This window comes from Mitsuaria sp. PDC51 (assembly GCF_900113225.1).
Classification (GTDB): Bacteria; Pseudomonadota; Gammaproteobacteria; order Burkholderiales; family Burkholderiaceae_C; genus Roseateles.
On the sequence record NZ_FOZE01000001.1, the window covers coordinates 1,934,618 to 1,948,145 of the forward strand.

Consider the following 13,528-nt stretch of genomic DNA (forward strand, 5'->3'; position numbering starts at 1 on the left):
AGGATGATAGGAGCCGGCCCGCGCCGGATCTGGCCGTTTTCGGACATGTCCCTGCGGGCCGCCGGGGCCCGGCCGCGCGCCCCTTGGTCCGCGAATTGCCTGCGTGCACCGGGTTACACGAACGCCGCATGGGGCCTGCCTACAATGCGCCCCAGTTTTTGAACCATCACCCATTCCTGCAAGGACGCACATGCAAGTTCACGCATCCATCTTCAAGGCCTATGACATCCGCGGTGTCGTGGGCACGACGCTGGACGAGGCGCTGGCCGAGCACCTCGGCAAGGCCTTCGGCACCGAGGCGCTCAAGCTCGGCGAGAAGGCGGTCGCCGTCGGCCGCGATGGCCGCCTGTCGGGCCCGTCGCTGGTGGATGCGCTGATCCGCGGCCTGAAGTCAACCGGGCTGGATGTCGTCGACATCGGCGCCGTCACCACGCCGATGCTGTACTACGTCGCCGCCACGCGCGGCAAGCATGGCTGCAATTCCGGCATCCAGGTCACCGGCAGCCACAACCCCAAGGACTACAACGGCTTCAAGATGGTCCTCAAGGGCGCCGCCGTCTACGGCGAGCAGATCCAGGACCTGAAGCGCCGCATCGAGGCCGAGGACTACGCCACCGGCAAGGGCCGGGTGGCCTCGATGGACATCATCGCCGAGTACACCCAGCGCATCGTCCGCGATGCGAAGCTGGCGCGTCCGATGAAGATCGTCGTCGACAGCGGCAACGGCATCCCCGGCGCGACCGCCCCGGCCATCCTGCGCGCGCTGGGCTGCGAGGTCATCGACATCTTCTCCAAGGTGGACGGCGACTTCCCCAACCACCATCCGGACCCCTCGCGTCCCGAGAACCTCGAGGACCTCAAGCGCGTCGTGCATGCCACCGATGCCGAGCTGGGCCTGGCCTTCGACGGCGACGGCGACCGCCTGGGCATCGTCACCAAGGACGGCACGATGATCATGCCGGACCGCCAGATCATGCTGATCGCCGCGGACATCCTCAAGCGCCTGCCGGGCTCGGAGATCATCTTCGACGTCAAGTGCACCCAGCGCCTGGCCCCGTGGATCCGCGAGCACGGCGGCAAGCCGCTGATGTGGATGACCGGCCACTCGCTGGCCAAGGCCAAGCTCAAGGAGACCGGCGCACCGCTGGCCGGCGAACTCTCCGGCCACATCTTCTTCGCCGAGCGCTGGTACGGCTTCGACGACGCGATGTACACGGCGGCGCGCATGCTGGAGATCCTCTCGCGCAGCGAGGACCCGTCCAAGGTCCTGCACGACCTGCCCAACAGCGTCAACACGCCCGAGCTCAACGTCCCCTGCAAGGAAGGCGAGCACCACGAGGTCGTGGCCAAGCTCAAGGAAATCGCCGAGTTCCCGAATGCCAAGGAGATCGTCACGATCGACGGCATCCGCGTCGAGTACGACGACGGCTTCGGCCTGGTGCGCGCGTCCAACACCACGCCGGTGCTGGTGCTGCGCTTCGAGGGCCACACCCAGGAGGCGCTCGAGCGCATCCAGAAGGAAGTCCTGGCGCAGCTCACGCGCGTGAAGCCGGACATCACCTTCACCTCGGGCCATTGAGCGGCGCTCGCTGCCGGTGACGCCGGACTCGTTCAAGGAGCGCATGGCGCGCGGCGTCTTCAGCACGGTGCTGAGGCTCGCCGCGCCGGCGTACTTCCTGCGCCTGTTCCTGCGCGGCCGCCAGGAGCCGCTCTACGCGGTGCATCCGGCCGAACGCTTCGGCTTCGGCGCGGCGATCGAACCCGGCTCGATCTGGGTCCATGCGGTCTCGCTGGGCGAGACACGCGCCGCCGCGGCGCTCATCGAGCAGCTGCGGCGGGAGCGGCCCGGCCTGCGGCTGCTGCTCACCCACACCACGGCGACCGGCCGGGAAGCCGGCCGCGCGCTGCTGCGCGACGGCGACACGCAGCGCTGGCTGCCCTTCGACACGCCGGGCGCGGTGCGGCGATTCCTGCGGCGCACCCGGCCCGCGGTCGGCGTGCTGATGGAAACCGAGATCTGGCCCAACGTCCAGCACGAGGCGCTGAAGGCCGGCGTGCCGATGGTCCTGGCCAATGCGCGGCTCTCCGCGCGCAGCCTGCGCCGCGGCGAGAAGTTCAAGGCGCTGCTGGCGCCCGCGGCGCGCAGCCTGCGCCTGGCGCTGGCGCAGACCGCCGAGGACGCCGACCGGCTGCGCCAGGCCGGCGTCGCCGAGGTGCGTGTCAGCGGCAACCTGAAATTCGACCTGCAGCCCGACGAGGCCCTGCTCGCGCGCGGACGCACCTGGCGCGCCGGCCTGAACCGGCCGGTGGTGATGCTGGCGGTCTCCCGCGAGGGCGAGGAGGCCGCGATGCTCGCGGCCTGGAAGTCGGCACAGGCGGCGAGGGCGCCAGCGGGTTCACCGCTGCTGCTCATCGTGCCGCGTCATCCGCAGCGCTTCGACGAGATCGCCGCGATGGTGACGGACGCCGGCCTGACGCTCGCGCGCCGCAGCGCCTTCGGCACCAGCGACATCGCGACGCCGCCCCTGAGCGCGGGCGTGGTGGACGTGTGGCTGGGCGACTCGATGCGCGAGATGGCGCTGTACTACGGCCTGGCCGATGTCGCGCTGCTGGGCGGCAGCTTCGAGAAGCTGGGCGGCCAGAACCTCATCGAGACGGCCGCCTGCGGCGTTCCGCTCTTCATGGGCCCGCACACCTTCAACTTCGCCGAGGCAGCGGAGCTGTCGCTGCAGGCCGGCGCCGCGCGCCGCGTAGCCACGCTGACCGAGGGCCTGTCGCAGGCGCTCGCGCTGCTGACGCAGCCCAGCGAGCGGCAAGAGATGGCGGACGCTGCGAGGGCCTTCGCGGCCGCGCATCGCGGCGCTGCGGCGCGAATGGCCGCACCCATCCTGAAACTGGCTGCAGCCTGATCCGGCGTCCTCGGTCGCAAATCCGTCGAAGGACGGTGCTGATCGGGGACGGGATGGCTTGAGGTTTTGGCGCTTGCCGCCAAGGCCTCATGCCATCGCGGCCAACGCCCGGATCGTTGCAGGCGTCTTCTACTGGTTGCTCGTCGACCGAACCTCACCGAGCGTCGTGACCCCCTGCAGCACCTTCGCGATGCCATCCTGACGCAGTGTCCGCATGCCCTCGGCCATGGCCAGGTGCATCAGCTCCTCGGCCCGGCCGCCGGTCTGGATGAGCCGCCGGATCGGCCGCGACACGGTCAGCAGCTCATGCAGCCCCGCGCGGCCCTTGAACCCCGTGTGGTCGCACTTGTCGCAGCCCGGCGAGTGGTAATGCAGCAGGTTGGGCTGGCCGAACTGGCCTTTCCACTCGGCCAGCACCGACTCACGCGCCGGCCGGTTCTCGGCCGAGAACACATGCAGGTAGTCGTCGAGCAGCTCGTTGAGCGTCGCCTCGGGCATCGGCTCGGACTTGCGGCAGGCCGGGCAGATGCGCCGCACCAGCCGCTGGGCCAGCACCGCGAGCAAAGAGTCGGCGAAGTTGAACGGGTCCATGCCCATGTCCAGCAGGCGCGTGACGGTTTCGGGCGCGCTGTTGGTGTGCAGCGTGGACAGCACCAGGTGACCGGTCAGCGAGGCCTCGACCGCGATCTCGGCGGTCTCCTCGTCGCGGATCTCGCCGACCATGATCACGTCCGGGTCCGCGCGCAGGAAGGCGCGCAGCGCCTTCGCGAAGGTCCAGTCGATCTTCGGATTGACCTGCACCTGCCGCAGCCCCGCCTGCGTGATTTCGACCGGATCCTCGGCCGTCCAGATCTTGCGCTCCGGCGTGTTGATGTTGGCCAGCACCGAGTGCAGCGTCGTCGTCTTGCCCGAGCCGGTCGGGCCCACGCACAGCACCATGCCGTAGGGCCGCTCCGACGCCGCCTTGAGTTCGCGCAGGTTGTGTTCCGAGAAGCCCAGCTTCTCCATCGGGATCGGCTTGGCCGAGGCCAGGATCCGCATCACCACGTCCTCGAGCCCGTTGTTGGTCGGGATCGTGGCCACGCGCAGCTCGATCTTGTGGCGCTCCGAGAACTTCGCGAAGTTGATCTTGCCGTCCTGCGGCTTGCGACGCTCGGAGATGTCGAGGTCGCACATGATCTTGATGCGCGCGATCATCGCGCTGCGGTAGGTGTGCGGCAGTTCCAGGTGGGGCTGCAGCACGCCGTCCTTGCGGAAGCGGATTTTGACCTTCTCCTTGCCCGGATAGGTCTCGATGTGGATGTCCGACACGTTCTGGTTGTGCGCGTCGATGATCATCGTGTTGATCAGCCGGACCAGCGAGTTGTCGCTCTGCTCGATCTGGCGTTCCTTCTCCTCCTCGCGCGCCGCCTCGCGGGCGACCTGCTCCTGGCCTTCGCGCTCCAGCGTCTCGATCAGCTTGTCGGAGCTGTCGAGCTCGAAGTCCATCGTCAGCGGCGGCAGACCGCCGTCGCGGTTGGCGACCGGCTGGCTGCCGAAGCGTTCGTAGGAGGTCGGGATCGCGAACTGCAGCGAGCCCAGCCGCGCCAGCGCCGGCACGACCTTGAGCTGGGTGATGAACTCGACCTCGTCGATGCAGTCGCGCCGCGTCGGGTCTTCCATCGCGACGATCAGGCGGCCGTCGCGCAGCACCAGCGGCAGCACCTCCAGCCGCTTGGCCACCGAGAACGGCAGCTTGCGCACCGCGTCCGGCTCGATCGCGAAGTTGTCCGCGTCCACCAGCGGGTAGCCCATTTTGCGGGCCAGCGCCGACTGCAGCTGCGCGCGCGTGACGATGCCCTTGCGCACCAGCAGCTCGCCCAGCGGCACCGAGCGGTCCTGCTTCTGCTGCGCCAGCGCCTCGTCCAGCTGCGCCTGCGTGACCAGGTCCAGCGCGAGCAGCGCTTCGCCGATGCGCACCATCGGCATCTTGGCCTGCTGCTCGATCGCGAGCATCAGCTGCTCGGCCGAGACGATGTGCTGCGCCACCAGGATGTCGCCGACGCGGCGATCGCGCAGGTCGCGCTGCTCGCCGGCGGCGGCATCGACCTGTTCCTGCGTCGCCACCTGCTGGCGCACCAGCAGGTCGCCGATGCGCTCGCCGACCTCGAAGCTGACCAGCACCTCGCGCGGCACGAACATGCAGCGCACCCAGTCGCTGGTCTCGCTGACCGGCGGGAACAGGAACAGGCCCAGGTCGGTCTCGTGATGGCCGATGGTCGTGCCCTTCTGCTCCTCGCCGCCCTGGTAGACCAGCTTGAACTCGCTGCGCGGGCGCTGGTCCAGCGACAGCGGGTCGTTGGCGGTGGCGGGATCGCGCGGTGGCACCTCGATCGCGTGCAGCAGCTTGAGCGCCTTGAACTGCGAGAACTTCAGCGGCATCGCGTTGCGCGCCGGCGGCACCACGACTTGCGCCAGGCGTTCGCCCGGCACCATGAGGATCACCTTGCCGACGGTGCGGCTGCCGTTCAGGCCGAGGATCTCGCAGGCCTGCGGCTCGCGCTGGGTGCGCGGCCGGGGGTAGGCGGCGAAGGGGGGCGTCGGCCACTCGAACAGCGGTGCCACCTCAGCCGCCGGCGAGGCGGACGGCTGGGCTTGAGGCCATTGCAGCGGCACGGACGGGTCGGTCATCAGGCGGTCTCCGCGGAGTTCTGTGTCTAGGCAGATATAGGGCGGGAGAGTAACTCGTTTGTGGTGGGCCCACTACTCGGATAAGCAGGCGGCGTGCCTGCCTATCCGGCCTGGCTCGTCGCTGGCCCCAGCTGTCCGCCCGGCTAGACTCGCCGACCATGAACAACGTGCTGGTGACCGGGTTCGAGCCGTTCGGCGGCGAGACCATCAACCCCTCCTGGGAATTGGCGCGAGCGCTCAACGGCGAGGCGATTGCCGGCGCGCGCGTGGTGGCGGTCCAGTTGCCTTGCGTCTTCGGCGAGGCGCTGACGCGGCTGGACGAGGCGCTGGCGCGGGTGAAGCCGTCGGTGGTGCTGGCCATCGGCCAGGCCGGCGGGCGCTGCGACCTGTCGCTGGAGCGGGTGGCCATCAACGTCGACGACGCCCGGATCCCCGACAACGCCGGCGCCCAGCCCATCGACGAACCGGTCGTCCCGGGCGGGCCGGCCGCCTACTTCTCGACGCTGCCGATCAAGGCGATCGTGGCGGGACTGCGGGAAGCGGGATTTCCGGCGTCGGTGTCGCAGACCGCCGGCACCTTCGTCTGCAATCACCTGTTCTACGGACTGCAGCATCTGGTGAAGGAACGCCCTGTTCGCAGCGGCTTCATGCACATTCCCTACCTGCCCGAGCAGGCGGCACGCCATCCCGGCGCTCCCAGCCTGCCCCTGCCGACGCTGGTCGCGGCCACGCGGCTGGCCCTCGAACTGGCCGTGACGGCCGAGGAAGCCCGCGTCGGCGGCGGGCAGCTCGACTGAGCGGCTGGCTCAGTCGGGGGCCGGCGCCTGACCGGCGAGGGTCAGGAGTTGCCTCGCATGCGAGGCGATCTCACGCGCGAGCGCATCGGGCTCCAGGATGCGGAACGGAAAGGGCAGGGCGGCGAATGACAGCGCCATCCAGGGCAGTTCATCCGCCTGGCAGCGCAGCAGCACGCCGTCCTCCTGCTGCTCCAGGCTGCTGATCGCGGCTAGCGGCTGGCGCGTGAGCGCCTCCAGCGGCGCCTGCACCAGCGCCCGCACTGCATGGGCGCGTGGCATCTCGACCAGCGAGGCGTTCAGGTGCGCGAGCACGTCGAAGCCCTCCGGGCGGCCGAAGCTCTGCGGCAGCGGATCCACCGACTCGATCCGGTCCAGCCGGAACGAGCGCAGCGCCCGCCGCAGCCCGCAATGGCCCACCGCATACCAGCGCCCGCCGCGGTAGCCCAGTCCGTAGGGATCGAACGGCCGCTCGCTGAGCCGGCCTTGCATGTCGCGGTAGCGCATCGCCACGCGCTGCTGCGCCAAGGCCGCCGCGCCCAGCGTCGACAGCGCCGCCGGGTTCGCGGGCACGGCCGGCTGCAGGTCGAGGGCCACGCGCTCGGCGATGCCGCGCTGGCGCTGCTTGAGCGCCGCGGGCAGCACGCGTTCGAGCTTGGCCTGCGCGCTGGCGACCGCCGGCGCGGTGTCGGCCAGTCCCAGCTGCCGCGCGGCGAGCAGTCCCAGGCCCAGGGCCAGCGCCTCGTCCTCGCTGAACATCAGCGGCGGCAAGCGGAAGCCGGTCGCCAGGCGGTAGCCGCCGAAGCGGCCGCGCTCGCGGTCGACGGGGATGCCCAGCGCCTCCAGTGCCACGATGTAGCGCCGCACGGTGCGGCGCTCGACCTGCAGCTCGGCGGCGATGGCGGCGCCGTCAAGCTGCCCACGCGATTGCAGCAGCTCGAGCAAGGCCAGGATCCGGGAGGCGGGGAGCGACATGCCGGCGAGTCTACGGCCCCTGCGTTCGATATAGGGCTGGATCCGTCCTATATCGGCCCTAGGCTGCGTGCCATTCCGCGCCTCGTGCGCTGTCTGGGCGCCACAGCCGCCCCCCAACCAGGAGACCCTCGAATGAATCCCGCCGATCTGACGCTCTACTTCGCCCTGGTGCTCGGCATCGTGCTGATCCCGGGCATGGACATGGCCTTCGTCGTCGGGCACAGCCTGACCGGCGGACTGCGCGCGGGCCTGGCGGCGCTGGGCGGCGTCGTCGCGGGGGCGTTCTGCCACCTCGCGATGGGCGCGATGGGCCTGGCCCTGCTGCTGCAGACGCTGCCCGGCGCGTTCACGATCATGCTGGTCGCCGGCGCGATCTACCTCGGCTGGCTCGGTTGGGGCCTGATGCGCGCCGAACCCAGCGCCACACAGGCGCGGCCGGTGGACGGGCCGCGGGCGCACTCGGCCTTCTTCGGCGCGATGCTGACCAACCTGCTCAATCCCAAGGCCTACCTCTTCAGCCTGGCGGTGCTGCCGCAGTTCGTGCATCCCGAGCGCGGCGGGCTGGCGCTGCAGCTCGGCGCGATCGGCATCGTCACCGCCGCGACGCAGATCGGCGTCTACGGCGGGCTGGCCTGGCTGGCCGCGGGCGGGCGTCGCCGGCTCGGCACCGCCGACGCCGCCGGACTGCGGCGCCAGCGCCTGCTGCTGCGCGGCGTGGGACTGCTGCTGTGGGTCACGGCGCTCTATACCGCGTGGCAGGCCTGGCACCAGGCGGGGATGGTCGCGCTGGGCTGAGGCCGGCGGCGACGGGCGCGGACGGCGTGTCGCAGCGTGTCGTCGGCGTGGGGCGACGGCGTCAATGCGCTTGATCCTTGTCAATGAACTCCGACCCGACGCCAAACGCGTGGGAGAGGTCGACAACTGAGGGCCCCGGCGCGTGGCCGGCGGATCGACGAGATCCGGCGACGCGCCGATCCATCCACCCTCGCGGGGCCAGGCCCCGTCCCATCGGAGTTGTTCATGACCACACGCCACATCATCCTCGCCGCGCTGACGGCCGCGCTGGCGGCGGGCACCTCGGCCCATGCGCCTGACGGTCGCGACACCAAGAGGTGGTATGGCCTCATCAAGGCAAGTCAGAACAATCATGAAGATCTGTCAGTCGAGGCGGCGATCGGTCAACTGCCGAGCGACTGGCAATACCTCCCCGCAGCACCGGCCCGCGTGACGAGCGGGATCGGCCCCGGGTCCATCGGCGCCGAGGGCCGTGGCGGCGCGAAGGCGGCATCGTGAGGTCCGGCGCCCCCTTGTGGCCGGTCGCCGTGGGCGTCGCGTGGCGGCAGCCCCATTACCAGGAGGTGATGGTCCGCGGCGCGCCCGGCATCGATTTCCTCGAGGTCCTCACCGAGGACTTCCTGTCGCCCGGCGGCGCGGCCCGCCAGCTGCTGCTGGACGCCGCGCGCCGGTTCCCGGTGAGCCTGCACGGCGCGGGCCTGGGGCTGGGCTCGGCGGTCGGCATCGACGGCGGCCACCTGCGGCAGGTGAGGGAGCTGGTGGACGCGGTGCGGCCGGGCGCGGTGTCCGAATACGCCTGCTTCAACCGCGTGCATCGACCCGGAGCGCCCATCCACCTGCATGCGCGGCTGCCGATCCCCTTCAGCGAACGCAGCCTGTCGCTGCTGGCCGACCATGTCGACACGGCGCAGGAAGCGCTGGGGCGGCAGATCCTGATCGAGCCGATCGCGGCCTGCCTCGCGTGGGACGAGGACACGCTGAGCGAGCCCGCGTTCTTCAATGCGCTGGCGCGGCGCACCGGTTGCGGGGTGCTGGTCAACCTGGACAGCCTGGTCGTCACTGCGATCAACCGCGGTCATCGGGACGAGGCGATCGTGCGGGCCGGCATCGCCTGGCTGGACGAGATCGATCCGGCCGTCGTCGGCCAGTACCACCTGGCCGGCCATGCGCAGGCGCAGGGCGTGGCCTTTGGCGGGCAGGGCGATCCGGTCGGCGAGGACGTCTGGTCGCTCTACCGCCACGCGCTGGGCCGCATCGGCGCCCGCCCGACCGTGATCGACCGCGGCCGTCCGGCGCCGCCGCTGGCGACGCTGACGGAGGAGGTCGCGCGGGCGCGCCGCGAGCAGCAGGCCTTCGACCGCGAGGTGATCGCGCCGCCGCCACCTCGGCAGGACCGGCGCGGCCGGGACAGCTTCCCCATCCAGTTCCAGGAGTCCGACGATGACGCGGCATGAGAGCGACGAACAGAACGGGCAGCGCAAGCTGATCGAACGCCAGGGCCGGCTGGCCGACACCCTGCTCGCGGCCTCCGAGGGCGAGGCGCTGGCCCTGGCGCCGGCCGGCCTGCATGCGCTGCCGGCGCTCCCGGGCGGCCTGGCCCAGGCGCTGCGGCTGTACCGCGTCCAGGCCGGCCTCCGCGCCGAGCGCGTGCTGGCCGGGGTCTATCCGCGCCTGCGCGAGCGCATGGAAGCCCACCAGGCAGGCAGCTTCGCCTCGCTGGCCTGGACCTGCTGGCGCCGTCACCCGCCGGTCCAGGGCGACCTCGGCACCTGGGGCGAGGCGCTCATCGGCCTGCTCGCCGAGGCCGAGGCGGTCGGGCTGCCACCGCTGTGGACCGCGCTGGCGCGCCTCGAATGGAACCTGCATCAGGTCGAGCGCCTGCCGGAGCCGGGGCGGGATCCGGGCTCGCTGGTGCTGCTGGGACGACTGCCCGCCGCGGCGGTGCGGCTGGTGCTGGCGGACCATGTGGCGCTGCATCGCTGCCACGCGCCCTCGCTGCGCGGGCTGCTCGAGCTGCCGACGGAGAGCTTCGGCATCGGCGCGCGCGAGGCGGTGGTCGTCTGGCGCGACGGCTGGCAGGGCCGCGCGATGGCGATCGACGCCGCCGCGCTGCGCTGGTTCGAGGCGCTCCTGGCCGGTCATGACCTCGAGCGCGCACTCCAGCTGGCTGGCGCCGCCTTCGACTTCAGCGCCTGGCTGCCGGTGGCGATGACGCGCGGCTGGATGGCGCGGGTCGAGACGGTCGAGCAGGGCGGGGGCGCCGACGCCTACGGCGTCGCGTTCCCCCTGCGGTTCACTCGCGGGGTCGGAAGGTGATGATCATCACCCGCGGCACGGTGCCGTCGGTGTCCGTCGGCAGCTTCTCCGTCTTGTCGAGCGCGCGCAGCACCGCGCCGTCGAAGTCCGGCAGGCCGCTGGACTTGACGATCTTGCGCGCCACGATCGTGCCGTCCGGGCCGGCGCGGACCTCGACCTCGGCCTCGGGGTTGGACGGACCGCCCGGGTCGGCGTAGATGATGTTGGGCCGCACGCGGGCCTTGATCCGGCCCGCGTAGTTGGCCGACGGGCCGGAGCTCTTCAGCGCCGTGCCGGTCGAGGTCGGTCCGCCGCTGGCGCCGGCCATGCCCTGGATGCGCCGCAGGTTCTCCTGGCGCTGCGCCTCGGCGCGGGCTTCCGCGTCCTTGCGGGCCTTCTCGGTCTTGGCCTTGTCGGCCTTCTCCTTGGCCTCGTCCTTCTTCGCCTGCTCTTCCTTGGCCTTGCGGTCGCGCTCCTTCTGCTCGGCCTCGTCCTTGCGGCGCTGGTCCTGTTTGCGCTTTTCCTCGGCCTCGCGCTGCTCCTGCTCTTCCTTCTGCTTGCGCTCCCTGGCCTTGGCGATCGCGATGTCCGCGTCGCGCTGCGCCTGGACCTCCTGGGGCGTGGGCTGCTGCGGCTTCGGCGGCTCGGGCTGCGGCTTGGGCGGCTCGGGTTGAGGGTCGGTCGGCAGCTGTTCCTTGGGCGCGGCGGCCTGGGGCACGGCCGACCACAGCTCCGCCTCGAGCGCCGGCACCGGCGTCGAGCGCCAGCTCACGCCGAAGCTCAGCGCCACCACCAGCAGCACGTGCGCGACGACCGCGAAGCTGAAGCCGCGGCCCAGGCCCGGCGCCGGCGGAGGACGCAGCGGATCGCGTTCGGGGTGGAATCGGGAGGCGATGTCCATCGCGTTGCTCATCGTCTGGGGCCGCTTCCCGATCTCAGCGATCGGCCGGGGCGCCGTTCTTCACGGCCAGCCCGACCCGCTGGATGCCCGCGCGCTGCAGCACGTCCATCGTCTTGACGACGGCCTCGTACTTCACGTTGCGGTCGGCGGAGATCACGACCGGCGTGGCCGCGTCGCCCTTCTGCGCGTCCCGGACGCGCGCGGCCAGCGCCTTGAGCGGCACCGGCGACGGATCCTGGTCGCCGTCGAGCTTGAGCTTGAGCTGCTCGTCGGTGCCCACGATCACCTGGATCACGTGCTGCGGCTGGGTCTTGGCGGTGCCGACGCTGGGCAGGTCGACGACGCCGGTGGTGATGAGGGGCGCGCTGACCATGAAGATGATCAGCAGCACCAGCATGACGTCGATGAAGGGGACCATGTTGATCTCGTTCATCGTGCGGCGGCGCGAGCCGCCGCGGGAGGACATCGCGGGCATGGCCGTTCCTCCGGATCAGCGCTGCGCGGCCGGCGCCGGCTGGCCGGCGTTGCGCTGCAGGATGTTGGAGAACTCCTCGATGAAGGTTTCCAGCGTGATGGCGTTGCGGTCGATCTGGCGGGCGAAGCGGTTGTAGGCCAGCACCGCCGGGATGGCGGCGAACAGGCCAATGGCGGTGGCGACCAGCGCCTCGGCGATGCCCGGGGCGACGGTGGCCAGCGTGACCTGGGTCAGGTTGGACAGCCCCACGAAGGCGTGCATGATCCCCCAGATGGTGCCGAACAGGCCCACGTAGGGCGAGACCGAGCCCACCGACGCCAGGAAGGACAGGTGCGATTCCATCGCGTCGAGCTCGCGCTGGTAGCTGGCGCGCATGGCGCGGCGGGCGCCGTCCAGCAGCGCGCCGGAATCGACGACGCGCTTCTCGCGCAGCTTCAGGAATTCGCGCATGCCCGAGGCGAAGATGCGCTCCAGCGGCGCGCCGTCCGGGCGGTTGGACACGCTGGTGTAGAGGTCGTTGAGGTTCTTGCCCGACCAGAACTCCTGCTCGAAGCCCTCGTTGCGCGCCTTGACGCGTCCCAGCGCGATCAGCTTGCTGAAGATCACGCTCCAGCTCGCGAGCGACACCAGCAGCAGCGCGGCGATCACCAGCTGCACCGTCAGGCTGGCATGGGCGATCAGGGAAATGATGGAGAGGTCTTGGTTCATGAGGTCAACGAAGGGTGATCGCGGGACGGCACCCGGCGCGAAGGCGCGCGGAGGCCGGCGGTGAGCGGTGGCCGGTCGAGGGTCGGGTCGTGATCGAAAGGGGGAATTGTGACAAGACTGGCGGCCTCCTTGGCAAACGGCGAACCAGCCACATGCAAAGAAGCGTGTCAGCGGTGCGAGGGGGAGACCATGCGCACCTGAACGCCGCGACCGTCGGCCTCGGACTACGCGCGCGGCCGCGCCCGCGGCCGGGGCACGCCCGCCGCGTCCGGCAGGGCGCCCAGCAAGCGCGCGACGCATTCGGCGTTGAGCGTCGCGCCCGCCTCGTTGGTGTGGGTGTTGGCGTCGGCGAAGAGCCGGTCCACCTCGGCCTGGCCGAGCGCGCGGTAGGCCTCGGTGACGGCCCCGGTCAGGTCGATGAACCACCCGCCCTCGCGCCGCGCCACCTCCCGGCCCCAGGCGCCGATCTCGGGGAAGTCCACGTCGTCCCGCCAGCGGTCCCGGTGCGGCACCGGGGAGACGACGACGGGCACCGCGCCGGCGGCCCGCGCGTCGCGCAGGTACGCCGTCAGATAGGCGCCGAAGCTGCGGACCTGCTCGACGCCGCCGTCGGGCAGCGCTTCCTCCACGGTCTCGTCGCCGATCCCCGGCAGCACGCCGCGCTGCTTGGCGGCGGGATCGCCGACGCGGCCGAGGTCGTTGTGGCCGAATTGGATCAGCACCGCGTCGCCCGGCTTCAGCAGCGAGCGCAGCTCGGCCCAGCGTCCTTCGCGCAGGAAGCTGCGGCTGCTGCGGCCGGCCATCGCGTGGTTGGCCACCGTCAGCTCGCCGGGGTCGAACCACGGCGCCAGCCGTTCCCCCCAGCCCCATTGGCCATGGCGTCCGGCGCTCCGCACGGTGGAGTCGCCGACGATGAACAGGGTCCTGCCACGATCCATCGGCGCGGGCCCGGCGGCCGACGCCTCCGCCCGACCCCCGCGCCACGACGCCGCTCCCAGCCCCGCCG

At 71.2% G+C, this 13,528-nt stretch carries 13 protein-coding genes; 7 read left to right on the plus strand and 6 right to left on the minus strand.

The features are described 5' to 3' along the window. Positions 1 to 190: 190 nt before the first annotated feature. Entirely contained in the window at positions 191 to 1,579 is a 1,389-nt protein-coding gene (locus BM393_RS08485; RefSeq protein ID WP_091724352.1) for a phosphomannomutase/phosphoglucomutase, read from the plus strand. Positions 1,580 to 1,622: 43 nt separating this feature from the next. After that, entirely contained in the window at positions 1,623 to 2,909 is a 1,287-nt protein-coding gene (locus BM393_RS08490) for a 3-deoxy-D-manno-octulosonic acid transferase (RefSeq protein WP_091725229.1), read from the plus strand. A gap of 129 nt (positions 2,910 to 3,038) precedes the next feature. Here the strand turns inward: BM393_RS08490 and BM393_RS08495 are convergent, their stop codons facing one another. Further along, positions 3,039 to 5,579 (minus strand): GspE/PulE family protein, encoded by a 2,541-nt coding sequence (locus BM393_RS08495; protein WP_091724353.1) that lies wholly within the window; start codon positions 5,577 to 5,579, stop codon positions 3,039 to 3,041. 158 nt (positions 5,580 to 5,737) lie between these two features. Between BM393_RS08495 and pcp the strand changes: the two genes are divergently transcribed. Next, positions 5,738 to 6,376, plus strand: a complete 639-nt coding sequence (gene pcp, locus BM393_RS08500) for a pyroglutamyl-peptidase I (RefSeq protein ID WP_091724354.1) — start codon at positions 5,738 to 5,740, stop codon at positions 6,374 to 6,376. 9 nt (positions 6,377 to 6,385) lie between these two features. Here pcp and BM393_RS08505 read toward each other — a convergent pair whose 3' ends face one another. Beyond that, positions 6,386 to 7,348 carry a YafY family protein gene (locus BM393_RS08505; RefSeq protein WP_091724355.1) on the minus strand — a complete coding sequence of 321 codons (963 nt, stop codon included), beginning with the start codon at positions 7,346 to 7,348 and terminating at the stop codon, positions 6,386 to 6,388. Positions 7,349 to 7,480: 132 nt separating this feature from the next. On the opposite strand from BM393_RS08505, the gene BM393_RS08510 reads away from it, so the two are divergent. From BM393_RS08510 to BM393_RS08525, 4 genes are all read left to right on the plus strand, one after another. Beyond that, the gene (locus tag BM393_RS08510; protein WP_091724356.1) at positions 7,481 to 8,143 is read left to right on the plus strand and encodes a LysE family translocator; all 663 of its coding nucleotides are present in this window, start codon (positions 7,481 to 7,483) and stop codon (positions 8,141 to 8,143) included. Between the two features lie 225 nt (positions 8,144 to 8,368). Beyond that, positions 8,369 to 8,641 (plus strand): hypothetical protein, encoded by a 273-nt coding sequence (locus BM393_RS08515; RefSeq protein ID WP_091724357.1) that lies wholly within the window; start codon positions 8,369 to 8,371, stop codon positions 8,639 to 8,641. Beyond that, entirely contained in the window at positions 8,638 to 9,597 is a 960-nt protein-coding gene (locus BM393_RS08520) for a DUF692 domain-containing protein (protein ID WP_141225261.1), read from the plus strand. The genes BM393_RS08515 and BM393_RS08520 overlap by 4 nt, the downstream gene beginning before the upstream one ends. Beyond that, a complete protein-coding gene (locus BM393_RS08525) occupies positions 9,584 to 10,459 on the plus strand; it encodes a hypothetical protein (RefSeq protein WP_091724359.1) in 876 nt (291 codons plus the stop codon). Before BM393_RS08520 ends, BM393_RS08525 begins: the two co-directional genes overlap by 14 nt. Here BM393_RS08525 and tolA read toward each other — a convergent pair. The 4 genes from tolA to BM393_RS08545 form a co-directional block, all read right to left on the minus strand. Then, positions 10,437 to 11,339: a cell envelope integrity protein TolA gene (gene tolA, locus BM393_RS08530; protein WP_091725231.1), complete on the minus strand. Its 903-nt coding sequence runs from the start codon at positions 11,337 to 11,339 to the stop codon at positions 10,437 to 10,439. The genes BM393_RS08525 and tolA overlap by 23 nt on opposite strands. A gap of 34 nt (positions 11,340 to 11,373) precedes the next feature. Beyond that, positions 11,374 to 11,814: a protein TolR gene (gene tolR / locus BM393_RS08535; protein WP_091724360.1), complete on the minus strand. Its 441-nt coding sequence runs from the start codon at positions 11,812 to 11,814 to the stop codon at positions 11,374 to 11,376. Between the two features lie 15 nt (positions 11,815 to 11,829). Continuing rightward, positions 11,830 to 12,522, minus strand: a complete 693-nt coding sequence (gene tolQ / locus BM393_RS08540; RefSeq protein ID WP_091724361.1) for a protein TolQ — start codon at positions 12,520 to 12,522, stop codon at positions 11,830 to 11,832. Positions 12,523 to 12,746: 224 nt separating this feature from the next. Continuing rightward, positions 12,747 to 13,460, minus strand: a complete 714-nt coding sequence (locus tag BM393_RS08545; protein ID WP_217648399.1) for a GDSL-type esterase/lipase family protein — start codon at positions 13,458 to 13,460, stop codon at positions 12,747 to 12,749. Between the last annotated feature and the right edge of the window lie 68 nt (positions 13,461 to 13,528).